Source organism: Kitasatospora sp. NPDC048662 (assembly GCF_055587065.1).
This window is the reverse complement of sequence record NZ_JBVJHA010000017.1, coordinates 26612-50439: the sequence shown is the minus strand read 5'-3', so window position 1 is coordinate 50439 and position 23828 is coordinate 26612. Positions and strand designations below refer to the sequence as shown.

Sequence of the window (23828 nt, the reverse complement as noted above, 5' to 3'; positions counted from 1 at the left end):
TGATTATCGTCAGAGAGACGACTAAGATCGGCGACATGTCGCGTTATGACCCGTCGGCCTTCCCCCCGTTCGCAGTCACGGTTGACCTGGTGGTGCTGACGGTGCGCGACCATGAGCTGTGCGCCCTGCTGGTGAAGCGCGGTGAGGCACCGTTCCAGGGCTACTGGGCGCTGCCTGGCGGGTTCGTGCGGCCCGACGAGGGTCTGGCCGAGGCGGCGTCGAGGGAACTGGCGGAGGAGACCGGGCTGCGGGCGCAGTCCGCGCCGGGTCAAGTCCTGGCCGGGCAGAACCCGTTCGGCGCGCACCTGGAGCAACTGGCCACCTACGGTCACCCGCAGCGTGACCCCCGGATGCGGGTGGTGAGCGTCGCGTACTTGGTGCTCGCCCCGGACCTGCCCTCGCCCCGCGCGGGCGGCGATGCCAGCAGCGCCCGGTGGGCACCGGTCAGTGAGTTGTTCGGTGTCGACGGCAACGACGGCGAACTGCTGGCCTTCGACCACGGGCAGATCCTGGCGGACGGCGTGGAACGGGCCAGGTCGAAGATCGAGTACTCCTCGTTGGCAACGGCCTTCTGCCCGCCGGAGTTCACCGTCGGCGAGCTGCGCCGGGTGTACGAGGCGGTCTGGGGCGTGGTGTTGGACCCGCGGAACTTCCATCGCAAGGTCACCGGCACTCCGGGTTTCCTGCTGCCCTCCGGTGGCACGACGACCCGTCAAGGCGGGCGTCCCGCCCAGCTGTTCACGGCAGGCGGGGCGACCGTCCTCAACCCGCCGATGCTCCGCCCCGAGGCCTGACGCCCGGCCCCGGTGGGGCCGTGGTCGTCGTCGCTGAAGGGGTAGGTGCTCGCGATGCGAGGTGGGCCAGTTTCCTTGCGGCGATGGGGTGGTGGCGACCTGTAAGGAAAGCGTCAGTGGTGTGAGCGCGCTGTCCCCTGTTCGGGTGAGCTCGGCGCTAACACCGTCCACGATGCATCCGGAATGCCTGGTTTCATCGCTTCCGCGTCCTACTGTGCAGGCTCAGGCCTGGCGGACGAACCCCGGTCTGCCGGCGGGCGAGGGAGCGGGCGGCGATGATCCAAATCACCGGACTGACCAAGAAGTACCGAAGGGGCCACCCCCCGGCGGTGCTGGACCTGACTTTCGACGCCCGGCCAAGGATGATCACCACGCTGCTGGGGGACGAAGGGGCGGGCAAGTCCACCGCGTTCCGGCTGATGGTGGAGCTCGAACGCGGCCACGGCCTCACGCTGTTCGACGGCCGCACCTACCGCCGAATCCGGCGGCCGGAGCGGGAGATCGGCGCGCTGCTGCCGTCCGGCAGGCCGGAGGCCGGGCATCCGGGTCAGCGGGCCCGGGCGCACCTGCGGATGTTGGCCGGGGCGGTGGGCGTTTCGGCACGCCGGGCCGATGATCTGTTGGAGCAGGTCCGCCTCGCCCCGGTCGCCGACCACCGGATCGGCACCTTCTCGCCCGGAATGCACTGCCGGCTCGCCCTTGCCGCCGCCCTGCTCGGCGACCCCGCGACGCTGCTGCTGGACGCCCCGGCCGAGGGCCTCTCCCCGCGCAGCGAGGAGTGGCTGTACGGCTTCCTGCGTTCCTTCGCGCTGACGGGCGGCACCGTGCTGATGTCCACCCGCAGTCCGGAAGTGGCCGCCGTGCTCGCCGACCGGGTGGTCACCCTGGACGCGGGCAGGTTGGCTGCCGACCAGCCCGTGGTGGAGTTCCGCCGCAGCCGGTTGCACCCCGAAGTCCTGGTCCGGGGCCCGCAGATGGCCCGCCTCGCGGATCTGCTGGTCGCCCAGGGCGCGCAGGTCCGGCGGGAGGGTGGCGTCGGTCTCGCGGTGAGTGGGGTCGGCCGCACCGAGATCGGTGAACTCGCCTACCGCAACGGTGTCCTGCTGCACGAGCTGGCCGACCGGGTGGTGCAGCGCCCGATCTCCTTCCCCACCGCCCTGCCCAGCGGCTCGGGCCACTCCGGCCAGGTCGCGATCCGGCCGGCCCGCAAGAGCCCGGTCCGCCAGAACATCGGCGGGCAGCCCCAGATCGCCCCGGCCGCCACCCCCGTCGCCTCCGTCGCCCCGAGGCCCGCCACCGTCGGCCGCCCGGCCACCGGCCCCGACGGCGAGCGCACCAGTGAGCACCGCGCCCTCGGCCACCGCGGCCTCCAGGCCGGCCGTTGGGCCACCGCCGCCCTCGCGCCCGACCCGTCCGCACCGGCCGCCCCCGTCGCAGCGCCAGCCCTGACGGCGCCGACAGCCCAGGCCGAGGCGCCCGTTGTGGACCTCACCCGGCGGACGCCCCGCGGCGCCTCCGCGCTCCGCCGCGTGCGCGCCGAGCAGTCGGCCACCGATCATCCGGAGCAGTCGGCCGCACGCGCCTCCGAGCCCACGCCCGTACCCGCTGCGCCCGCACCAGCCGTGCCCGCAGCGACCCCGTCCGGCCCAACTCCCGCCGGGTCCACGCCGATCGTGCTCGACGCCGAGCAACTGACCGCCGAGCAGGTGGCCGCCAACCCTACCGACGCGGAGTTGCTGACTCCCGCCCGGATCAGGGGAGTCGGCCACGGTTCCACCCCGGCGCAACCCCAGGGACCGGTGCCGGCGCCGGACCAGGACCGGGTGCAGGTGCGTCTCCGGCCGATCCACACCACCGAGTTGCGACCGGCCGAGCAGACCGGGCCGGTCGGGTCGGTCGAGCTGGCCAGGCCGGCCGGGCAGGTCGGTCAGGCCGGGCAGGCCGGTCAGGCCGGGCAGGCGGTGGGTCGGGCGCAGGTGGTGGCGGGTGGGGGCGGGGCGAGCGCGGTGCGCAGGCGTGCCGTCGGTGACGAGAACGGGAGTGAGTGAGACCGTGCGGTTGGTGGCTTGTGAGGTGCGTCGGCTTCGCGGGGTGCGCTCCACGTGGGTGGTGGTCGCGGCGGCGCTGGTGCTGAACGCGGCGCTGGCGGCGGTGTCGGCCCAGCAGTTCCCGGCAGGGGAGTTGGCGGTGTCGGGCGCGGTGCGGGCGATGGCCGGCGTGGTCCCGTGGCTGCCGCTCCCGCTGACCGCGCTGGCCGCCGCGGTGCTCGGCGCGCTGGCGTACAGCAACGAGATGCGCTGGCCGGGCCTGGCCGCGTCCCGGGTGAGTCTGGGCCGTCGGCTCGGCGCGCTCCTCGCGAAGCTGGTGGTGGTCGGGGCGGCGGCGCTCCTGCTGGCGGTGCTGACGCTGGTGGTGAACACCCTGGTGGTCCGGTTCGCGCTGCCCGGCACGGTGGATGCCTCGTCGGTGCTCGCCCTGCCGCGCCCCGCCGAGCTGATGGCCTTCCCGGGCCTGACGCCCGCCCCGGCGACGGGCCCGTTCGCCCTGGGCGGGATCGGTCGCCCGCTCCCGGCGTTCCTGGCGCTGGCGGTGGCCGGCGGCTGGGCCGGCCTGCTGCTGGCGACGCTGGTGCGCAGTGCGGTCGTGGCAGTTCTGCTCACCTGCGCGACGCCCGCTCTGCTGGAGCCGACCGCCGGTCTGCTGCTGCACCGATTCGGCCGGAACTGGCCGCTGTGGGTCTGGGAGTTGCTGCCCTTCCAGTACGGCTTCAACCTGGTGCGCGAGGCGGCCGACCGGACGGCGGCGGCGCTGGACGGCGTGGTGATCGCCGCCCTGCTGACCCCGGGCGCCCTGCTGGTGCTGGCCGTGCTGGTGGCCCAGTTCCGCCGCCGCGCCCTGTAGCGACCGGCGCGCAACAAAGATCCCGTCCGCAACAGAGACCCGCCCGCCGCAAGGATCCTGCCCGCAGCAAAGACCCGCCCGCCGCAAGGATCCTGCCCACGGCAAGGGTCCGGGCGGAAACCCGCCCCGGAACTCTCGGCGCCGGCGCATTCGGCAACCGGTGCTGACGGTGCGGCAGGTGCGCCGGTGTCGGTGACGGCGCCGATGAGTGCAGGGCTGAGCGTTGTTCGGAACGGCAGCTGAATTCGAGCCAGGATGACCGATATGCGCATTTCCGCCTGATAAGAAGTCAATTATCCAGACACGGCCGATCACCCTTTCGTGTGCTTTTCAGGAGAATGCTCAAGACGGCCTCGCCGATCGCCGACAAAGGATGGCGTGAGTACCCTTGCGCACCCCACCGTGACCGCCGCTCGCCAGGCCGAGTCGATCTCCGCCTCCGAGCTGGACCGTTTTCCGTACGCCGACCGCCCGATGCCACCCGCTCCCCGCTGGGAGGGGGCGGAGAGCGAACTCGCCCGGGCCGGTCGGAAGACCACCAGCAGCCGCGGCCGCGGCCTGCACGGCCAGCTGGTTCAGCAGCTCGGCCAGATGATCGTCTCCGGAGACCTGGGCGCCGACCGCCCGCTGGTGCCGGAGGAGATCGGCCAGCGCTTCGAGGTCTCCCGCACCGTGGTGCGCGAGTCGCTCCGGGTGCTGGAGGCCAAGGGCCTGGTCTCGGCCCGACCGAACGTCGGCACCCGGGTCCGCCCGGTCAGCGACTGGAACCTGCTGGACCCCGACATCATCGAGTGGCGTGCCTTCGGGCCGCAGCGCGACGAGCAGCGCCGTGAGCTGTTCGAGCTGCGCTGGGCGATCGAGCCGCTGGCCGCCCGCCTCGCCGCCGGCCACGGCCGGGAGGACGTCCAGCAGCGGCTGGTCGAGCTGACCGAGATCATGAGCCAGGCCGGCAGCCAGGGCGACCTGGTCAGCTACGCCCGCGCCGACGCCGAGCTGCACAGTCTGGTGCTGCAGATGGCCGGGAACCGGATGCTGGAGCACCTGTCCGGGATCGTGGCCGGCGCGCTCCAGGTGTCCGGCGGCTCCGGCAGCACCTGTGAGCGCCCGTCCGAGTCGGCGGTCGGCCTGCACACCCGCCTGGTCGACGCGCTCGGCACCGGGGACGGCACCGCCGCCGAGGCGGCCGTCCGTGCGCTGCTCACCGTCCACCCGGACGTCGAGCACGCCGTTCCGGCCCCACGGGAGCACTGAGCGGTCCAGCCCTGCCCGTTCCGAACGGATGGCCCTTCTGCTGCTCCACCCGCAGCCGGGGGGCCATCGGCGTGTCGCGTCCCACACAGTTGCGCAGGCCACACCGCGAGGCGGCCCGTGCCGACTCGCGAGTACCGTTCGGCGAAGGCTCGCGGCCCGTTCGTGAAAGGCGCCCCCGAGGCCCTGGCCGCCGACCGCGAAGGCCCCGGCGCCCCGCTCGCCGATAGGCCGCCCGGGGCAGCCCGTACCGGCCGCCGGGTGGTGTGACGGGCGCCACGACGGGCATGCGTAACACTTGAGTGGCGGCAGCGATGTGTACGGAGCGGAAGCAGCTCCGGAATACCACCACAGACCAGATGGCTGTGCTGGTGCGCGGCGCTGCTGCCGTCCTGCAGACCCCGATCACCGTCCACCCACCCGAGCTGCTCGGGTGGTCGGTGCGGGATCGTCCACTCATCGTCCGAGAGGTTGTTCGTGTCGGCCAGCACATCCCGTTCGCTTCCCCCCGAGATCGCCGAGTCCGCGGCACTGCTGGCGCTCATCGAGCGGGGCAAGGCCCAGGGGCAGATCGCCGGTGACGACGTGCGCCACGCGTTCGAGGCGGACCAGATCCCGGTCACCAAGTGGAAGAACGTCATGCGCAGCCTCAACCAGGTGCTGATTGAGGAGGGGGTGGAGCTGATGGTCAGCGCGGCCGAGCCGGCCGGCGCCAAGCGCAAGAGCGTCGCGGCCAAGAGCACCACCAAGCGCACCGCGACCAAGGCGGTCACCACCCGTACGCCGGTCGCCCAGACCAAGCCCCCGGTCCGGATCGCCCCCAACGCGACCGTGTCCCCGTCGGTGGCCGTGGCCGCCGCGGTGACGACCAGCGAGGTCACCGTCGTCGAGACCATCGGTCTCGCCGAGGCCCGCCCGGCCGCCAAGAAGGCCGCGCCGGCGAAGAAGGCGGCGGCCAAGAAGACCGCCGCTCCCGCGAAGAAGACCGCCGCCAAGAAGACCGCGGCCGGCAAGCCGGGCGCCAAGGGCGAAGAGGACATGATCGGCGAGGAGGAGCTCCTCGAAGACGTGGCCCTGCCCGGCGACGGCAAGGAGGAAGGCGGCCCCGAGGAGGAGTCGGACCAGGGCTTCGTGCTCTCCGACGACGACGAGGACGACGCCCCGGCGCAGCAGGTCGCGGTGGCCGGTGCCACCGCCGACCCGGTCAAGGACTACCTGAAGCAGATCGGCAAGGTCCCGCTGCTCAACGCCGAGCAGGAGGTCGAGCTCGCCAAGCGGATCGAGGCCGGCCTGTTCGCCGAGGACAAGCTGAGCCAGGCCGACAAGCTCGCCCCGAAGCTCAAGCGCGAGCTGGAGATCATCGCCGAGGACGGCCGCCGCGCCAAGAACCACCTGCTGGAGGCCAACCTCCGCCTGGTGGTCTCGCTGGCCAAGCGCTACACCGGCCGCGGCATGCTGTTCCTGGACCTGATCCAGGAGGGCAACCTCGGTCTGATCCGTGCGGTCGAGAAGTTCGACTACACCAAGGGCTACAAGTTCTCCACCTACGCGACCTGGTGGATCCGGCAGGCGATCACCCGCGCCATGGCCGACCAGGCCCGCACCATCCGTATCCCGGTGCACATGGTCGAGGTCATCAACAAGCTCGCCCGCGTGCAGCGCCAGATGCTCCAGGACCTGGGCCGCGAGCCCACCCCGGAGGAGCTGGCCAAGGAACTCGACATGACCCCCGAGAAGGTCATCGAGGTTCAGAAGTACGGCCGCGAGCCGATCTCGCTGCACACCCCGCTCGGCGAGGACGGCGACAGCGAGTTCGGTGACCTGATCGAGGACTCCGAGGCGGTCGTCCCGGCCGACGCGGTCTCCTTCACCCTGCTCCAGGAGCAGCTGCACTCGGTGCTGGACACCCTGTCCGAGCGCGAGGCGGGCGTGGTCTCGATGCGCTTCGGCCTGACCGACGGTCAGCCGAAGACGCTGGACGAGATCGGCAAGGTCTACGGCGTGACGCGTGAGCGCATCCGTCAGATCGAGTCCAAGACCATGTCGAAGCTGCGCCACCCGTCGCGTTCCCAGGTGCTGCGCGACTACCTGGACTGACAGTTCGTCACCTGGACGGGCCCCTTCGCCACCGGCGGAGGGGCCCGTTCGCATGTCCGGGGGTCGCTCGATGGGGTGGCCGGTGCGCTCAGGTGGGGCACGGTGGGTGAGGGGATGACTACGCTGGGCAGGTTGTCGCACGTCGAACCCCCACGACGAGCCCCGCTGTCGCACGCCGAACCCCCACGCCGAACCCTTCTGGAGAACCGGTGCCCATCCTGGACCCGTCCGCGCCTCGGCTCCGCCGCCGGGCGGTCGCGCTCGTCGCCCTGGCGGCCCTGCCCGCCCCGCTGGTCGCGCTGGGTGCGGCTGCCCCGGCCGCCGCGCAGCGGCGGATCGTCGGGGGGACGAGCGCCAGCACCAGTGATCACCCGTGGATGGTGGCGCTGTCCAGCCGTGCGCAGTTCGGTTCGTCCCGTTCCGGGCAGTTCTGCGGTGGGGCGCTGGTCACCCCGACCAAGGTGGTGACGGCCGCGCACTGCTTCTACGACGAGGTCACCGGCCGGCCGGTTCAGCGGCCGGGGCTGCGGGTGATCGTCGGCCGGGACGACCTGCGGGGCAGTGCGGGACGGGAGGTGGCGGTCAGCGGGGTGTGGATCGAGCCGGACTACAGCTTCGTCGCGAACTCCCGGGACGTGGCGGTGGTCACCCTGGCCGAGCCGCTGGAGGACCAGCGGACGCTGGAGATGGTGGGCGCGGGCGAGAGCCGGCCGTACGCGGTGGGCACCTCGGCGACGGTGTTCGGCTGGGGCGACACCCGGGGCAACGGCAGCTACTCGAACACGCTGCGGCAGGTGACGGTGCCGATCATCTCGGACGCCGCCTGCGGGCGCGACTACCCGGGCGGTGCGGACAGCGCGTACGACGCGCGCAGCATGGTGTGTGCCGGCGACGAGCGGGGCGGCAAGGATGCCTGCCAGGGCGACAGCGGGGGTCCGCTGGTGGTGGCCGGGCGGCTGGCCGGGCTGGTGTCCTGGGGGGCCGGCTGCGCGCAGGCCAATCACCCGGGGGTGTACACCAGGATCTCGGCGGTGGCGGAGTCCGTGCAGGACGCGCTGTGACACGCCTGACATGACCTGCCGCAGCGGCCGGGCAAACGCCACGGCCGGGCGGCCCGCCCGGAAGGGGAGGGCCGCCCGGCCGCTCAGGCAGCTCGGGTTTCGAGCGGGAGCGTCAGCGCTCGCCCTCGGCAGCCGTTGCCGCGGTGCCGGAGAGGCGGTCGCTCTCGTCGTGTATCTCCACGGCGATCTTCTTGAGCTCGGGCTCGAACTTACGCCCGTGGTGGGCGCAGAACAGCAGCTCTCCGCCGCTGGAAAGGACGACGCGCAGGTAGGCCTGAGCGCCGCAACGGTCGCAGCGGTCTGCCGCGGTGAGCGGGCTCGCAGGGGTCAGAACAGTAGTCACGTCGCCTCTTCTCTAGCTCGACGAGCTGTGTACCAGGATCAACATCCAACCAGGTCGAATTCGTTCCCGCTCGTGGCTTTTCTCTTTGAGGATTCTGCTGTCTCGTTGATGAGGGCGTGCCCCGGGCACCGGTGGTTCATGCGTACCGATTCCGATGGTCCGCCAATCACCTCGAACGCCCGATCGGGCCGGGGTGCGAGGTCCGCGTAGCATAATCCTCCGCTGGGTTGGAGCATAAGCCCCGTCCCGGGCCCCGCTTGACCGCATCACAGCAGCTCCGCCGCCCTCTCCGGCCGCCCCGGTCCGCCAGGACCCGTGGTGTCGGCAGGAGATGGCAGGGTGAGGGCCGCGTCCGCGGTGGGAGTCGTGTTCGCGCAGCGCGTACAAGGCGCGCGGGCCTCGGCGGCCGAAGTCTCAGTTGCTGAGAGCATGCGGGGTGTCCGTCAACATCATGGAGGAGTGCAGAGCGTGAGTGGAGAAAAGACCGTCCCGTCCTCACTGGTGACCGGCGAGGGCGGGTCCGACTACACCGCGCGGCATCTGCTCGTCCTCGAGGGGCTGGAGGCGGTCCGCAAGCGGCCGGGCATGTACATCGGGTCGACCGACAGTCGCGGCCTGATGCACTGCCTGTGGGAGATCATCGACAACTCGGTGGACGAGGCCCTCGGCGGGTTCTGCGACCGGATCGACGTGCTGCTGAACCAGGACGGCTCGGTGGAGGTGCGCGACAACGGCCGCGGCATCCCGGTGGACGTGGAGCCCAAGACCGGGCTGTCCGGCGTCGAGGTGGTGATGACCAAGCTGCACGCGGGCGGCAAGTTCGGCGGCGGCTCGTACGCGGCCTCCGGCGGTCTGCACGGCGTCGGCGCCTCGGTGGTGAACGCGCTGTCCGCCCGGCTGGACATGGAGGTGGACCGGAACGGCGCCACCCACTCGATCAGCTTCCGGCGCGGCACCCCCGGCACGTTCACCGGGGACGGCCCGGACGCGAAGTTCACGCCGGGCAGCGGAATGACCAAGAAGGGCAAGTTCGCCAAGACCCGCACCGGCACCCGGACCCGCTTCTGGGCGGACCGGCAGATCTTCCTCAAGGACGCCAAGCTCTCGCTGGAGCTGCTGCACGCCCGGGCCCGGCAGACCGCCTTCCTGGTGCCCGGTCTGACCATCGTGGTGCGTGACGAGCGGCTGACCGAGAGCGAGCAGGTCCAGGAGGAGACCTTCCGATTCGACGGCGGCATCAGCGAGTTCTGCGAGTTCCTCGCCCCCGACCGCCCGGTCTCCGACGTGCTGCGGCTGCGCGGCGAAGGCACCTTCAAGGAGACCGTCCCGGTGCTCGACGAGCTCGGGCACATGACCCCCACCGAGGTCACCCGCGAGCTCGGGGTGGACATCGCGCTGCGCTGGGGCGCCGGCTACGACACCACGCTGCGTTCCTTCGTCAACATCATCTCCACCCCCAAGGGCGGCACCCACGTCAACGGCTTCGAGCGGCAGCTCGCCAAGACCGTCAACGAGGCGCTGCGGGCCGCCAAGTTGCTGCGGGTCGCCGAGGACGACATCACCAAGGACGACGTGCTGGAGGGCCTGACCGCAGTGGTCACCGTCCGGCTGGCCGAGCCGCAGTTCGAGGGGCAGACCAAGGAGGTGCTGGGCACCTCGGCGGCCAACCGGATCGTGGCCGCGGTGGTGGCCAAGGAGTTGAAGAGCTTCCTCACCTCCGCCAAGAAGGACGAGAAGCTCCAGGCCCGGGCCGTGCTGGAGAAGGTCGTCGCCGCCGCCCGGACCCGGGTCGCCGCCCGGCAGCACAAGGAGACGCAGCGCCGGAAGACCGCGCTGGAGACCTCCTCGCTGCCCGCCAAGCTGGCCGACTGCCGCAGCGACGACGTGGACCGCAGCGAACTGTTCATCGTCGAGGGCGACTCGGCGCTGGGCACCGCCAAGCTGGCCCGCAACTCGGAGTTCCAGGCGCTGCTGCCGATCCGCGGCAAGATCCTGAACGTCCAGAAGGCCTCGGTGAGCGACATGCTCAAGAACGCCGAGTGCGCGTCGATCATCCAGGTCATAGGAGCGGGCTCCGGCCGCACCTTCGACATCGACCAGGCCCGGTACGGCAAGGTCATCTTCATGGCCGACGCCGACGTCGACGGCTCGCACATCCGGACCCTGCTGCTGACGCTGTTCCACCGCTACATGCGGCCGATGGTCGAGCAGGGCCGGGTGTTCGCCGCGGTGCCGCCGCTGCACCGGATCGAGCTGACCAACCCCAAGCGCGGCCAGGAGAAGTACCACTACACCTACTCGGACGCCGAACTGCGGCGCACCCTGCTGGAGTTCCAGGGCAAGGGGCTGCGCTGGAAGGACCCGATCCAGCGCTACAAGGGCCTCGGCGAGATGGACGCCGACCAGCTGGCCGAGACCACCATGGACCCGCGGCACCGGATCCTGCGCCGGATCAACCTGGGCGACCTGGAGTCCGCGGAGAAGACCTTCGACCTGCTGATGGGCAACGACGTCGCGCCGCGGCGGGAGTTCATCGTGGACTCGGCGGCCACCCTGGACAGGTCCCGGATCGACGCCTGAGCAGACCTGCGCGAAAGGGCTCTCCACCCACGGGTGGAGGGCCCTTTCCGTCTGTGCTTCCACCCTCGCTCCGAGGATTCGGAGGACTGTCCTCCGTAGATTTCGTGGTGTCGAGAACAACCCGCCCAGGAGGCACCCGAAATGACCGCCCTGTCCAACGTCCTGATCGCCGTCGCCGTGATCGTCCTGGTGGTGGGCCGGCAGCTGCGGGCCCGCCGACTGGACACCGAACGCCGGTTCTGGCTGCTGCCGCTGATCCTCGCCGCGGTGGCGCTGCGCGACCCGGTGCTGATCGACCCGGACCACAAGGGCGCCGCCGCACTGATCCTGGCCGGCTCGCTGGTCACCACCCTCGGCATGGGCTGCGCCTGGGGCTGGACGATGCGGATCTGGCGCGACCACGACGGCCTGCTGTGGACCCAGGGTTCCGCCGCCACCGTGTTCGCCTGGGTCGGCGCGATCCTGATCCGGATCGGCTGGTACGGCGTCGCCGTCGCGCTGCACGTCCACCAGTCCAGCAGCGTGCTGATGCTGTCGCTCGGCCTGCTGCTGCTGGTCCGCTCGGCCGCCGTCAGCTGGCGGGCCCGCCAGCTGGACGACCACAAGCACACCCTGGCCGCCTGACGGACCGCCACCATCGTGCCGCCGACCCCCCACCGGGTGTCGGCGGCACCGGCATTGAGAGAGGATCATCCGGTGAGCACCCTGGAACGCTGGACCCGCTGGCCGGCCGGAGACGTCCCGATCCGGGAACGCCACTCACGGGCCCGGACGGCGCTGTCGCTCTTCGGCCGGATCGCGGGGCTGACAGCGGTGGTGTTCGGCACCTTCACCGAACAGCACTTCACGGGCTGGCGGTTGCTGTTCCCGATCGGCTGGATCACGGGCTCGGTCGCGCTGTTCGCCGGCTGGTACTTCAACTGCCGGGCCCAGCGGCTGTGGCCCGCGCTGGGCTGCGCCGCCGGGCTGCTGGTGTTTGCCGGGCTGGCCCACGAGGGCGGCGCCGACACCCTGGCCTCGGTGATCTGGTGCGGGCTCGCGGTGCTCTCCGTGGTCCGACTGCCGCTGGCCGCCGGGCTGCTCACCGCCGCTGCCGCGGTGGGCAGTTACGGCCTCGGCTCGGGCGACTCGCTGCTGATGATGCTGGCCGTCGCCGGCGGTCTCGGGCTGCTCGGCTACCTGCTGCGCCTGGACAGCCAGGCCCGCGCCGCGCAGCGCGCCCTGCTCGCGCAGGAGCGGGCCGCGCAGGTCGCGCAGACGGAGTCCGCGGCGCTCGCCGAACGGGCCAGGATCGCCCGGGAGATCCACGACGTGCTGGCGCACAGCCTGTCCGCGCAGCTGGTGCACCTGGAGGCGGCCCGGCTGATGCTGGACGCCGGCGCCGAGCGGGCGGAGATCCGCGAACGGGTGGTCGCCGCCCGGCGGATGGCGCAGGACGGGCTGGCCGAGACCCGGCAGGCGCTGTCCGCGCTGCGCGGCGAGTTCGCCCCCGTCGCCGAGTTCGTGGCCGGGCTGGTCGCGCAGTCCGGGGCGGAACTGGCCGTCGACGGGGTGCCCCGCCCGCTGCCCGTCGAGGCCGGGCTGGCCGTGCGCCGGGTCGCCCAGGAGGCGCTGACCAACGCCCGCAAGCACGCGCCCGGCGGCCGGGTGGACGTCCGACTCGGCTACCTGGACGGCGCGGTGGAGCTGCGGGTGCACAACTCCCGGGCGCCCCGCGGGGCGCACCCGGTGCTGGGGGACAGCGGGAGCGGGTACGGTCTGCTCGGGATGCGCGAACGCGCGGAACTGCTCGGCGGCGAACTGCTGGCGGGCCCCGAGGAAGGAGGGTGGCGCGTGCTGCTGCGGGTGCCGACGTGACGGGTGCGGAGACGACGGGCGGGCCGGTCCGGGTGGTGGTCGCCGACGACCAGACCGTGGTCCGCGAGGGCATTGTGATGCTGCTCGGCCTGCTGCCGGGCATCACGGTGGTCGGCTCGGCGGCGGACGGCGAGGAGGCGGTGCGGCTGGTCGCCGAACACGCCCCCGACGTGGTGCTGATGGACCTGCGGATGCCGCGCTGCGACGGGGTGGAGGCCACCCGCCGGGTTCGTGCCGAGCACCCGGGTACCGCGGTGGTGGTGCTCACCACGTACGCCGACGACGATTCGCTGTTCTCCGCGCTGCAGGCCGGGGCGCGCGGCTTCCTGACCAAGGACGCCGGGGCGGAGGAGATCGCCCGCGCGGTCGCGGACGTCCGCTCGGGGGCGGCCGGGCTTTCCCCGCAGGTCCAACTGCGGCTGCTGGAGCGGTTGTCGGGCGCGCCGGCGGCCACCGGGCCGGATCCGGAGCCGCTGAAGCCGGAGCCGCTGAAGCCCGAGCCGCTGAAATCCGGGCCGCTGAAGCCGGAGGCCGGGAAGGCCGCGCGGGCGGTGCTGCCGGACGGGCTGACCCAGCGGGAGGCCGAGGTGCTGGCGCTGATCGCGTCCGGACTGTCCAACGCGGAGATCGCCGGAAGGTTGTTCGTCAGCCCCGCAACGGTGAAAACCCATATCAACAACCTTTTCGCGAAGACGGCGGTCCGGGATCGCGCACAGGCTGTCGCGTACGCCTTCAAGCATGGAATTTCCGAAGATTGGTGAACGTACCGTCCTTTCGCCGCTTCGGTTGAAGGTTTCTTCACGGGTTTCCTTGTGTGGTTTGTGACACTCCATCATGGTTCGGTCGTAACGACCGGAATGATGAGGTGTCGGCAAGTGGCGCAGCAGGAGAGAGTCGACTGGTGGGCCGGGGCCGCCGCCCCCCAGCCCCGGGTGGTGGCGCCGCGGCGCAGCGTGGAAGTGGACGCGGTACCGCCGGAGGACCGAATCGGGGGCGCGGTGTACCGGAGCGTCCAGGACAGTGAGGCCTTCCGGGAGATCCGGCGGGGCTACCGCTCGTTCGTGTTCCCGGCCACCGCCGGGTTCCTGGCCTGGTACCTGCTGTTCGTGACGGCCGAGGCCTTCATGCCGGACCTGCTGGGCCGCCGGATCGCCGGGCCGCTGAACGTGGCCTGGACGCTCGGCCTCGGCCAGTTCGCCTCGACCTTCCTGCTCACCTGGCTCTACGCCCGTAATGCCCGCACCAAGCGCGATCGAGCCGCCCTCGAACTGCGCTGGGACACCCAGGACCAGCTGCGATGACCGCTCACCACCCCAACCACGGCCTCGCCGTCGCCCTGTTCGCCGTCGTCGTCGCGGTGACGCTGACCATCACCATCTGGGTCGGCCGCCGCGGCCACGCCGCTGAGGACTTCTTCGCCGGCGGCCGGGACTTCTCCCCGCTGCAGAACGGCTTCGCGCTGTCCGGCGACTACCTGTCGGCCGCCTCCTTCCTGGGCGTGACCGGGCTGATCGCGCTGTACGGCTACGACGGCGTGCTGTACAGCATCGGCTTCCTGGTCGCCTGGCTGGTCGTGCTGATGCTGGTGTCCGAACTGGTCCGCAACGCCGGCCGGTACACGCTGGCCGACGTGCTGGCGCTGCGGATGCGCCAGCGGCCGGTGCGGGCCGCGGCCGGCCTGTCGTCCATGGTCGTCACGCTGATGTACCTGATCGCGCAGATGGTCGGCGCGGGCAGCCTGGTCGCGCTGCTGCTGGGCACCAACAGCGGGGCCGCCAAGGCGTGGACCATCATCGCGGTCGGCGCCTTGATGATCGTCTACGTGACGGTCGGCGGGATGCGCGCCACCACCTGGATCCAGATCGTCAAGGCCTTCCTGCTGGTGGGCGGTTCGGTGCTGCTCACGGTGCTGGTGGTGGCCCGCTTCCACGGCGACCTGGGCGCGCTGATGGAGACCGCCGCGCGGCGCAGCGGCGAGGGCGAGGCGTACCTGCGGCCCGGCCTCAACTACGGCTCCAGCGCGCTCGACCGGCTGGACTTCGTCAGCCTCGGCCTGGCGCTGGTGCTCGGCACCGGCGGACTGCCGCACATCCTCAGCCGGTTCTACACGGTGCCGACCGCGCGGGCCGCCCGGCGCTCCACGATGTGGGCGATCGGCCTGATCGGCTCCTTCTACCTGATGGCGATCGTGCTCGGGCTCGGGGCGGGTGCGGTGGTCGGCGGGCACGACCTGCGGCTGTCCAACTCGGCGGGCAACACGGCGGTTCCGCTGCTCGCCCTGGACCTCGGCGGTGGCGACGGCTCGACCTGGGGCCTGCTGCTGTTCGCGGTGATCTCGGCGATCGCGTTCGCCACCATCCTGGCGGTGGTCGCCGGACTCACCCTGGCCTCCTCCGCGGCCTTCGCCCACGACCTGTACGCCCGGGCCTGGCGGCGGGAGGACAGCCGACAGGTGTCCGAGCGCGAGGAGGTGATCGCCGCCCGGGTCTCCGCCGTGGTGATCGGCGGCCTGGCGATCGTGCTCAGCCTGTACGCGCAGCGCCTGAACGTCGCCTTCCTGGTCGGTCTGGCCTTCGCGGTGGCCGCCTCCGCGAACCTGCCGACGCTGCTGTACTCGCTGTTCTGGAAGCGCTTCTCCACCCGCGGCGCGGTCTGGTCGGTGTACGGCGGCCTGGTTCCGGCGGTGGTGCTGGTGCTGTTCTCGCCGGTCGTCTCCGGGGCGAAGACCTCGGTGCTGCCCGGCATGGACTTCCACTGGTTCCCGCTGGAGAACCCCGGGCTGGTCTCCATCCCGCTCGGCTTCCTGGCCGGCTGGCTGGGCACCATGCTGGACCGGGAGCCCGCCGACGAGGACGGTTACGCCGAGCTGGAGGTCCGCGCCCTGACCGGGGCCGGCGCCGCCTGACCAGGCATCAAGGACGGGCCCCGCACCGGGTGGTGCGGGGCCCGTTGGTCATTCGGCGATGGCCACGAGGGCGGTGACGTCCATGCGGGACGGGGTGCCCGGGGCCTTGCCGCAGCTCTCGGCGCGGGGCGGCTCGCTCGCGGCTTCCGCGACCGTCGCCCGCCAGCGGCGACCGTCGGTGTGCGCCACCTCCACCGTCCAGCCGTCGCCGTCCGGGGTCTGGCGCATGGTCAGCGCGTCGGCGGCGCCCTCGCCGGTCAGTTCGCGGACGGCCTGCTCGGCGGCCTGGGACGGGCGGGGCCAGTACGAGCGGCCGCGTGAGTGGGCGGGGGTGGTGTGGCCGGCGGCGGTGGCGGACAGCACCTCCTTGGCGGACTCCGCGGTGAGCCGGCCGTAGGCGTAGCCGTGCGGCAGCACCAGCATGGTGGGGGAGAAACGGTGGCCGCCGAGGTGGGTGACCTCCCAGACCTCGCTGTGGCCGGCCGATGCCAGGTCGGCGGCCAGCGGGCGGCCGAGCAGTGCGCAGCAGCGGTCGCGCCGGCCGTTGGTGCACACCAGGGCGATCGGGCCGCCGATGTGCTCGCTGCCGAAGCCGTCGTGGTGGCCCGCGCCGAGGGCGGCGAAGTCGAGGTCGAGCAGTTCGGCGGGGGAGCCGAGCCGGGCCCGGCGCACCCACGGGTCGGCGGGTGCGGTGTGCGCGATCAGCACCTCGTGGTGGGCGGCGGTGTCGGTGTCGGCGTGCCGGCCGGGCCGGCGGATCAGCGCGATCCGGACGCCGGTGTCCTCGGCCGCCCGGTCCAGCGCGGCCCCGAGTTCGGGGTCGAGGTGGCTGGCGGTGAGCGCCTTGGCGCCCCACGGGCCGGGCTGTTCGAGCAGCAGCCAGGTGGTGGCGGTGGCCGCGGTGGCGGCCAGTGGCTCGGTCAGTTCGCGCGACAGTGTCGTACAGGTGCTCACCTGCCCACCTTATGTCCGGACGGCGGGTCGGAGCGGGTGGAGCTTCGCCTGCGGAGGGCCGGGCGGGTGCGGACTATGCTGGGCTCCATTACCTGGATTTGACGTTCTTTTGGGGGAGTCTTGGGGTCCTTCTTCGCGGTCGATGTGGCGGACCTGGACCGTCTGTTGGCGGATCTGCACCGAAGTCAGGGCGAGTTGCGCACCGCGTTGAACGCGATGCGGGACACCGGGCCGAAGACCACCGGCGCCAAGTCCTTGGATCACGCCTGCGACGAGTTCCACGACAGCTGGGACGACGCGATCAAGAAGATCGCCGAGTCCACCCAGCAGGTGGAGGAGGGGCTAACATCACCCGGCGGGCCTACGCGGAGACCGACCAGGCGCTGCGTGAGGTGTTCGGCGGCGGTGCCGCGTGAGCGACACGGCGCAGTTCCCCGCGCTGGGCTTCGACCCGGCGCCCGGAAACCCGGCCAGTGTGGACGAGTTGGTGCAGCGGTTGACCACCGCCGCCGGGGCGCTGGAGAGCGCCCACGGCACCCTGGAACGGCTCACCCGGGCCGGCGGCAGCTGGCGCGGCGACGCGGCGCGCGCGTTCGCCGGAAAGGTCGGCGAACTGCCCGGCCTGCTCCGCGACAGCGACGACGCGGTGCGCACGGCGGCCCGGCAACTGGAGGGCTGGCGCGGCCAGTTGACGCACTTCCAGGAGACCGCGCGGCGCTACGAGGCGGACGCGGAGGCGGCCAAGCGGCGCTGCGAGAGCTGCGAGCGGCAGCAGGACGGCGCCCGCTCGCGCTACGAGACGGCGGCCGGCGCCCCGGCGTTCCGGCTGGCCGGGCGGATGTACGCGGACCAGGCGCAGCTGCAGCAGGCCCAGGCCGAGATCGACGCCGCGCAGCGGGAGTTGAACGCGGCGGGCGGGGAACTCGACGACGCCAAGCGGGCGCTGGAGGACGCCGAGGACGCGTTCCAGGCGATAGTGAAGCAGGCGAAGGAGCTGCGCGAGGACCACCTCGACGCCGCCGGGAAGGTCGCCCGGGCCCTGCGCAAGGCCAACCAGAACGCGCCGACCACCAGCGCGTGGGACAGCTTCAAGGACGCCCTGAAGCGGGCCGGCCACGCGCTCAAGGAGTGGGCCACCAAGCACGCCGACCTGCTGAAGAAGATCGGCGACTGGCTGGGCATCGCCTCCACCGTGCTGGGCGTGGCCGCCCTGTGCACCCTGTGGTTCCCGCCGCTGTCCGGCGCGCTGGCGCTGGCCGGCGGCGTGCTCTCGGCGGGCGCGCTGGCCAGCCACGGCCTGGCCAAGCTCGGCGGGGCGGACGTCAGCGCGATGGACCTGGTCGGCGACGGGCTGGGGGCGCTGCCGTTCGGCAAGCTGGTCGGCACGGCGGCCAAGCCGGTGGTGAAGGTCACCACCAAGCTGGTCCCGAAGATCGAGAAGGTGACGCTGGAGACCGGTGAGACGGTGATGCGGCAGACCGGCGGGAAGGTCCGGGAGATCGCCAAGAGCCAGACCGTCGATCACCTGGGCGACGCGCTGCGCGGCTCGGCGGTCCGGGTCACCGAGATCGGCGCGGAGGGCGCGCTGAACACCACCTTCAAGGCGCTGCCCGGCATGGGCAACCGGCTGAAGTTCGCCTGGGAGAAGCACGTCGCCGAGTCGGTGTACGGCACCGCGGTCGACACCTTCAAGTCCACCCGGGTCGCCAACCTGCCGGGCCTGCGCTCGATCCCCTCGTTCCAGAACGCGATCCGGGCCGACGGCAGCCTCGACCCGATGTCCTGGTGGAGCCGGGGCATCAACGGGGTGCCCTCGCTGCCGGGCATCGTCACCGGCATCCACGACCAGTTCAGCGGAGGCAACTGATGTACGGCACACCGCCGTTGACCCCGTCGGCGGGGCGGCGCTCGCGGATCGGACTGGTGCTGTGGTGCGCCGTGCAATGGGTGGTGATCCCGGTGGACGTGCTGACCCGGCTGGTGTGGATGCCGCTCACGGTGCTCGCCGAGACGGTCGACTCGGTGGAGTGGCTGGAGCGCGGCTGGCGGCGGACGCTGGTGCGGCCGCTGAGCCGCTTCGTCGGCCCGGCGAGACTGGCCCGGGAGTGGGGCGAGGACCAGCGGCGCTGGGACGCCAGGACGGCCGAGATCTGCGGAGTCGCCGCCGCCGCGTACGCCCGCGGTTCGAACGGCAAGTACGCCCTCCGCGGCTGGGCCGACATGCGGTGGGGGTACGGGACCCGCAGCTTCCTGATGACCCCGAAGGACTACCGGGGCGCCCACCCGGAGCGGATCCGGGCGATCGCCGCCCAGCACGGCCTGGTGGCCCGCTCCCTGGGGAAGGCCGGGATCGAACTGGTGCCGGCGGTGGCCCGATGAGCAGCTACACCTTCGACGTGCCGGTGCACTTCCACGACCTCGGCATGCACCTGGACGCGCAGCAACGCGCCGTCCACCTGCGGGAGTTGGCCTGCGAGATCTGGGCGGGCGGCACCGAGGCCCAGCGCGAGGGCGTCCAGCGCTTCTACGGCGAGCTGGCCGACGCGGCCGCCGAGGACGGCGCGAGCTACGCCGGGGTGTGCCTGATGGCCACCGAGGACGACCGGATCTCCACCGCCTCGTTGATCGCCCGCAGCGAGACGCTGGAGCCGGCGGCCGACCCGGAGACGGTGATCGAAACCCTGGAGGAGACCCTCTCGCTGGACCCGGCCGCCGACGTGCACCGCACCGAGACCGAGCAGGGCCCCGCCGTGGTCGCGTTCAGCGGCGTCGAGTGGACGCCGGTGCCGGAGCAGCCCGCGCTGCCGCTGGCCAGGGTGGACGTCTACCTGCCGCTGCCCGCGATGTCCGAGCTGCTGGTGTTCTCGCTGACCACCCCGTCGCTGCCCGACCTGCCGCAGTACGTCGCGCTGCTGTCCGAACTGACCGACACCGTCGAGGTGGTGACGGACGACCCGGCGCCGCTGCCGGTGCAGCGGCCCGGGGAGCGCGCTCCGCTGTTCTGAACCCGCACGCGCGGAACGGCGGGCACCCCCACCGGGGAGGCCCGCCGTTCCGCGGGTGTCACATCCGGCCGCCGACCGCCGCGATCCTGGCCGGCACCGGGGTGCCGGAGCCGTCGCGGCGCGGGTCGCGCTCCGGGAGGGGGACGGGCTGGCCGTTGGCGGCGGCGCCGAGGGCGGGCACCGGACCGGCCCAGGCGAACGCCAGGCCGTCCTCGCCGCGCAGGAAGCGCTGGCAGCGGACGCCGCCGGTGGCCCGGCCCTTGCGCGGGTACTGGTCGAACGGGGTGAGCTTCCAGCTGGTCTGCTGCTCGCCGTCCAGCGTGCCGGAGGCGGCGGCCACCGAGAGGACCACCGCGTCCTCGGCCGGATCGACGGCGGTGAAGGACAGCACCCGGGCGCCGTCGGCCAGCTTGATGCCGGCCATGCCGCCGGCCGGGCGGCCCTGCGGACGGACCTGGCTCGCCTGGTAGCGCAGCAGCTGGGCGTCGGAGGTGAGGAAGACCAGGTCCTCCTCGCCGGTGCGCAGCTCGACCGCGCCGACCACGGTGTCGCCGTCCTTGAGCGCGATCACCTCGAACTCGTCCTTGTTGGCGGGCCATTCGGGCACCACCCGCTTGACCGTGCCCTGCACGGTGCCGAGCGCCAGGCCCGGCGAGGACTCGTCCAGGGTGGTCAGCGCGAGCGCCTTCTCGTCCGCCTCCAGCCGGAGGAACTCGGAGACCGCGGCGCCGCCGGCCAGCGCCGTGGTGCCCGGGGGCAGCGCGGGCAGGTCGATCACCGGCAGGCGCAGCACCCGGCCGGCCGAGGTGACCAGGCCGACGTCGCCGCGCGCGGTGGCGGGGACGGCGGAGACCAGCACGTCGTGCCTGGCCCGGGACGGCTCCTCGGTGACCGGCTCCAGGTCGAAGGTGCGGGCGAGCAGACCGGTGGAGGACAGCAGCACCCGGCACGGGTCGTCGGCGACCTCCAGCGGCACCGACAGCGCCGCCGACGGCACCGACCCGGCCTCCAGCAGCACGGTGCGCCGCTCGGTGCCGAACTGCTTGGCCACCGCGCCGAGTTCGGAGGACACCACGGAACGCAGCCTGGTGTCGGACTCCAGGATCTCGGTCAGCTCCGCGATCTCCTTGAGCAGCTTCGCCTGCTCGGCCTCCAGCTCGACCCGGTCGAAGCGGGTGAGCCGGCGCAGCGGGGTGTCCAGGATGTACGCGGTCTGCGTCTCGGAGATGCCGAAGCGCTCCATCAGGCGGTCCTTGGCCTGGGACGCGTCGTCGCTGCTGCGGATGATCGCGATCACCTCGTCGATGTCGACCAGGGCGATCAGCAGGCCCTCGACCAGGTGCAGCCGGTCCTGGCGCTTGCGGCGGCGGAAGTCGCTGCGGCGCCTGACCACCGTGAAGCGGTGATCGACGTAGACCTCCAGCAGCTCCTTCAGGCCCAGCGTCAGCGGCTGGCCGTCCACCAGCGCCACATTGTTGATGCCGAAGGTCTCCTCCATCGGCGTCAGCTTGTACAACTGCTCCAGCAGCGCCTCGGGGACGAAGCCGTTCTTCACCTCGATGACCAGGCGCAGGCCGTGCTCGCGGTCGGTGAGGTCCTTGACGTCGGCGATGCCCTGGAGCTTCTTCGCGTTGACCAGGTCCTTGATCTTCGCGATCACCTTCTCCGGGCCGACGGTGTACGGCAGTTCGGTGACCACGATGCCCTTGCGGCGGGCGGTGACGTTCTCGATCGTGGCGGTGGCGCGGATCTTGAAGGTGCCGCGGCCGGACTCGTACGCGTCACGGATGCCGGACAGGCCGACGATCCGGCCACCGGTCGGCAGGTCCGGGCCGGGGACGAACCGCATCAGGGTTTCCAGGTCCGCGGCCGGGTGCTTGATCAGGTGCCGGGCGGCGGCCACCACTTCGGACAGGTTGTGCGGCGGCATGTTGGTGGCCATGCCGACCGCGATCCCGGTGGCGCCGTTGACCAGCAGGTTCGGGTACGCCGAGGGGAGCACCTGGGGCTCCTGCTCGGAGCCGTCGTAGTTCGGGCCGAAGTCGACGGTGTCCTCGTGGATCGACTCCACCATCGACATCGAGGCGGCCGTCAGCCGGGACTCGGTGTAGCGCATCGCGGCCGGCGGGTCGTCGTTGCCGAGCGAACCGAAGTTGCCGTGACCGTCGATCAGCGGCAGCCGCATCGAGAACGGCTGCGCCATGCGCACCACGGCGTCGTAGATCGAGGCGTCGCCGTGCGGGTGCAGACGGCCCATCACCTCGCCGACCAGGCGGGCGCACTTGACGTGGCCGCGCTCCGGGCGCAGGCCCATCTCGTTGGCCTGGTAGAGGATCCGGCGGTGCACCGGCTTCAGGCCGTCGCGGGCGTCCGGCAGGGCCCGGGAGTAGATCACCGAGTAGGCGTACTCCAGGAACGAGCCCTGCATCTCGTCCACGACATCGACATCGAGGATGCGCTCCTCGAAGTCACCGGGCGGCGGGGTGGGCGAACTGCGGCGGGCCATCGCTGCGGGGCTCCCTTGCGGTACTGGGGTGGGCAGGGCCAAGGCATGAACGCCCCCCATTGTGGACCCTCGGTGGGACACCACCTGTCACCCGGGCCGCTTCCGCCGCTGGCGAACGCGCCCGACGCACGGACACCTGACGGCGGCACCGGGCGTTGCACCAGAATGGGGGACGTCACAAGCCCCCGGCCCGGACACTCCGGAACCGACGACGGGAAGGACCCCGCATGGCCAACCCCGGCCCCGCCAGCGGCCTCGCCATCACCGAACACCGCCTGGCCAACGGCCTGCGCGTAGTGCTCTCCGAGGACCACCTCACTCCGGTCACCGCCGTGTGCCTGTGGTACGACGTGGGCTCCCGGCACGAGGTGAAGGGGCGCACCGGTCTCGCCCACCTCTTCGAGCACCTGATGTTCCAGGGCTCGGCGAACGTCTCCAACAACGGGCACTTCGAACTGGTCCAGGGCGCCGGCGGCTCGCTCAACGGCACCACCAGCTTCGAGCGCACCAACTACTTCGAGACCATGCCCGCGCACCAACTGGAGCTCGCGCTCTGGCTGGAGGCCGACCGGATGGGCTCGCTGCTGGCCGCCCTGGACGACACGTCCATGGAGAACCAGCGCGACGTGGTGAAGAACGAGCGCCGCCAGCGCTACGACAACGTGCCCTACGGCACCGCGTTCGAGAAGCTCACCGCGCTGTCCTTCCCCGGCGAACACCCCTACCACCACACCCCGATCGGCTCGATGGCCGACCTGGACGCCGCCACCCTGGAGGACGCCCGGACGTTCTTCCGGACGTACTACGCGCCCAACAACGCGGTGCTGTCGATCGTCGGCGACCTCGACCCCGAGCAGACCATCGCCTGGGTGGAGAAGTACTTCGGCTCCATCCCCGCCCACGACGGCAAGCAGCCGCCGCGCGACGGCAGCCTGCCCGACACCATGAACGGCGAGGCCCGCGAGCTGATCCGCGAGGACGTCCCCTCCCGCGCCCTGATGGCCGCCTACCGGCTGCCGCACGACGGCACCCGGCAGGCCGACGCCGCCGACCTCGCGCTCACCATCCTCGGCAGCGGCGAGTCCTCCCGGCTGTACAACCGGCTGGTCCGCCGCGACCGCACCGCCGTCGCGGCCGGCTTCGGCCTGCTGCGGCTGGCCGGCGCGCCCTCGCTGGGCTGGCTGGACGTCAAGGCCGGGGCCGGCGCCACCCTGGAGCAGATCGAGACCGCCGTTGACGAGGAGCTCGCCCGGTTCGCCGCCGAGGGCCCCACCGCCGAGGAACTCGAGCGCGCCCAGGCCCAGATCGAGCGCGAGTGGCTGGACCGGCTCACCACGGTGGCCGGCCGCGCCGACGAACTCTGCCGCTACGCCGTGCTGTTCGGCGACCCGAAGCTGCTCAACAGCGCCCTGCCGAAGGTCTTCGACGTCACCGCCGAGGAAGTCCGCGAGCTGGCCGCCGCGCGGCTGCGCCCCGACAACCGGGCGGTGCTGGTGTACGAGCCGACCCCCGACGACAGCACCGACGAAGACAGCTCCGAGAACGAGGAGGCGGCGGCGTGAGCGACACCCCCGCGC

At 72.2% G+C, this 23828-nt stretch carries 19 protein-coding genes; 16 read left to right on the top strand and 3 right to left on the bottom strand.

Features of this window, described 5'->3' with window-relative positions; genetic code table 11:
* Positions 1-35 precede the first annotated feature (35 nt).
* The 6 genes from ACZ6R9_RS30950 (at position 36) to ACZ6R9_RS30925 (ending at position 8101) form a co-directional block, all read left to right on the top strand.
* Positions 36-794 (top strand): NUDIX hydrolase, encoded by a 759-nt coding sequence (locus ACZ6R9_RS30950; protein WP_380486908.1) that lies wholly within the window; start codon positions 36-38, stop codon positions 792-794.
* Positions 795-1069: 275 nt separating this feature from the next.
* Positions 1070-2842 carry an ATP-binding cassette domain-containing protein gene (locus tag ACZ6R9_RS30945; RefSeq protein WP_465541877.1) on the top strand — a complete coding sequence of 591 codons (1773 nt, stop codon included), beginning with the start codon at positions 1070-1072 and terminating at the stop codon, positions 2840-2842.
* 43 nt (positions 2843-2885) lie between these two features.
* Positions 2886-3695, top strand: coding sequence for a hypothetical protein (locus ACZ6R9_RS30940; protein ID WP_465541875.1), 810 nt, complete (start codon positions 2886-2888; stop codon positions 3693-3695).
* Positions 3696-4073: 378 nt separating this feature from the next.
* Positions 4074-4946 (top strand): FadR/GntR family transcriptional regulator, encoded by an 873-nt coding sequence (locus ACZ6R9_RS30935; RefSeq protein ID WP_465541873.1) that lies wholly within the window; start codon positions 4074-4076, stop codon positions 4944-4946.
* Between the two features lie 474 nt (positions 4947-5420).
* The gene (locus ACZ6R9_RS30930; protein WP_380486916.1) at positions 5421-7040 is read left to right on the top strand and encodes an RNA polymerase sigma factor; all 1620 of its coding nucleotides are present in this window, start codon (positions 5421-5423) and stop codon (positions 7038-7040) included.
* Between the two features lie 209 nt (positions 7041-7249).
* Entirely contained in the window at positions 7250-8101 is an 852-nt protein-coding gene (locus ACZ6R9_RS30925; RefSeq protein WP_465541871.1) for a S1 family peptidase, read from the top strand.
* A 112-nt stretch (positions 8102-8213) separates the two neighbouring features.
* Here the strand turns inward: ACZ6R9_RS30925 and ACZ6R9_RS30920 are convergent, their stop codons facing one another.
* Positions 8214-8444 (bottom strand): DUF7455 domain-containing protein, encoded by a 231-nt coding sequence (locus ACZ6R9_RS30920; protein WP_043909846.1) that lies wholly within the window; start codon positions 8442-8444, stop codon positions 8214-8216.
* A 429-nt stretch (positions 8445-8873) separates the two neighbouring features.
* Here ACZ6R9_RS30920 and ACZ6R9_RS30915 point away from each other — a divergent pair, with 429 nt between their 5' ends.
* The 6 genes from ACZ6R9_RS30915 (at position 8874) to ACZ6R9_RS30890 (ending at position 15786) form a co-directional block, all read left to right on the top strand.
* Complete coding sequence (locus tag ACZ6R9_RS30915) at positions 8874-11024, top strand: DNA gyrase/topoisomerase IV subunit B (RefSeq protein WP_380486920.1); 2151 nt, start codon at positions 8874-8876, stop codon at positions 11022-11024.
* 141 nt (positions 11025-11165) lie between these two features.
* Entirely contained in the window at positions 11166-11648 is a 483-nt protein-coding gene (locus ACZ6R9_RS30910; RefSeq protein WP_380486922.1) for a DUF1453 domain-containing protein, read from the top strand.
* A gap of 72 nt (positions 11649-11720) precedes the next feature.
* Positions 11721-12881, top strand: coding sequence for a sensor histidine kinase (locus tag ACZ6R9_RS30905; RefSeq protein WP_380486924.1), 1161 nt, complete (start codon positions 11721-11723; stop codon positions 12879-12881).
* Positions 12851-13642 carry a response regulator gene (locus ACZ6R9_RS30900; protein ID WP_465541867.1) on the top strand — a complete coding sequence of 264 codons (792 nt, stop codon included), beginning with the start codon at positions 12851-12853 and terminating at the stop codon, positions 13640-13642. Before ACZ6R9_RS30905 ends, ACZ6R9_RS30900 begins: the two co-directional genes overlap by 31 nt.
* Before the next feature lie 114 nt (positions 13643-13756).
* The gene (locus ACZ6R9_RS30895; protein ID WP_380486927.1) at positions 13757-14182 is read left to right on the top strand and encodes a DUF485 domain-containing protein; all 426 of its coding nucleotides are present in this window, start codon (positions 13757-13759) and stop codon (positions 14180-14182) included.
* Positions 14179-15786: a solute symporter family protein gene (locus tag ACZ6R9_RS30890; protein WP_465541865.1), complete on the top strand. Its 1608-nt coding sequence runs from the start codon at positions 14179-14181 to the stop codon at positions 15784-15786. Before ACZ6R9_RS30895 ends, ACZ6R9_RS30890 begins: the two co-directional genes overlap by 4 nt.
* A 48-nt stretch (positions 15787-15834) precedes the next feature.
* Here ACZ6R9_RS30890 and ACZ6R9_RS30885 read toward each other — a convergent pair whose 3' ends face one another.
* Complete coding sequence (locus ACZ6R9_RS30885; RefSeq protein WP_465541863.1) at positions 15835-16740, bottom strand: sucrase ferredoxin; 906 nt, start codon at positions 16738-16740, stop codon at positions 15835-15837.
* Positions 16741-17152: 412 nt separating this feature from the next.
* On the opposite strand from ACZ6R9_RS30885, the gene ACZ6R9_RS30880 reads away from it, so the two are divergent.
* From ACZ6R9_RS30880 to ACZ6R9_RS30870, 3 genes are read left to right on the top strand one after another with little or no spacing between them, the layout of a single operon-like run.
* A complete protein-coding gene (locus ACZ6R9_RS30880) occupies positions 17153-18607 on the top strand; it encodes a putative T7SS-secreted protein (RefSeq protein WP_380486935.1) in 1455 nt (484 codons plus the stop codon).
* Entirely contained in the window at positions 18607-19119 is a 513-nt protein-coding gene (locus tag ACZ6R9_RS30875) for a hypothetical protein (protein ID WP_465541861.1), read from the top strand. Before ACZ6R9_RS30880 ends, ACZ6R9_RS30875 begins: the two co-directional genes overlap by 1 nt.
* Positions 19116-19745 carry a hypothetical protein gene (locus ACZ6R9_RS30870; protein WP_465541859.1) on the top strand — a complete coding sequence of 210 codons (630 nt, stop codon included), beginning with the start codon at positions 19116-19118 and terminating at the stop codon, positions 19743-19745. Before ACZ6R9_RS30875 ends, ACZ6R9_RS30870 begins: the two co-directional genes overlap by 4 nt.
* Before the next feature lie 58 nt (positions 19746-19803).
* Here ACZ6R9_RS30870 and ACZ6R9_RS30865 read toward each other — a convergent pair whose 3' ends face one another.
* Positions 19804-22251, bottom strand: a complete 2448-nt coding sequence (locus tag ACZ6R9_RS30865; RefSeq protein ID WP_380486941.1) for a DNA gyrase/topoisomerase IV subunit A — start codon at positions 22249-22251, stop codon at positions 19804-19806.
* Between the two features lie 227 nt (positions 22252-22478).
* Between ACZ6R9_RS30865 and ACZ6R9_RS30860 the strand changes: the two genes are divergently transcribed.
* Complete coding sequence (locus ACZ6R9_RS30860) at positions 22479-23813, top strand: M16 family metallopeptidase (RefSeq protein ID WP_380486942.1); 1335 nt, start codon at positions 22479-22481, stop codon at positions 23811-23813.
* The last annotated feature ends 15 nt before the right edge of the window (positions 23814-23828 follow it).

Coding starts and splice junctions, on each gene's coding strand:
- ACZ6R9_RS30870 (WP_465541859.1), top strand. CDS start 19,116: ATGAGCAGCTACACCTTCGACGTGCCGGTGCACTTCCACGACCTCGGC.
- ACZ6R9_RS30945 (WP_465541877.1), top strand. CDS start 1,070: ATGATCCAAATCACCGGACTGACCAAGAAGTACCGAAGGGGCCACCCC.
- ACZ6R9_RS30915 (WP_380486920.1), top strand. CDS start 8,874: ATGCGGGGTGTCCGTCAACATCATGGAGGAGTGCAGAGCGTGAGTGGA.
- ACZ6R9_RS30890 (WP_465541865.1), top strand. CDS start 14,179: ATGACCGCTCACCACCCCAACCACGGCCTCGCCGTCGCCCTGTTCGCC.
- ACZ6R9_RS30875 (WP_465541861.1), top strand. CDS start 18,607: ATGTACGGCACACCGCCGTTGACCCCGTCGGCGGGGCGGCGCTCGCGG.
- ACZ6R9_RS30910 (WP_380486922.1), top strand. CDS start 11,166: ATGACCGCCCTGTCCAACGTCCTGATCGCCGTCGCCGTGATCGTCCTG.
- ACZ6R9_RS30865 (WP_380486941.1), bottom strand. CDS start 22,251: ATGGCCCGCCGCAGTTCGCCCACCCCGCCGCCCGGTGACTTCGAGGAG.
- ACZ6R9_RS30860 (WP_380486942.1), top strand. CDS start 22,479: ATGGCCAACCCCGGCCCCGCCAGCGGCCTCGCCATCACCGAACACCGC.
- ACZ6R9_RS30950 (WP_380486908.1), top strand. CDS start 36: ATGTCGCGTTATGACCCGTCGGCCTTCCCCCCGTTCGCAGTCACGGTT.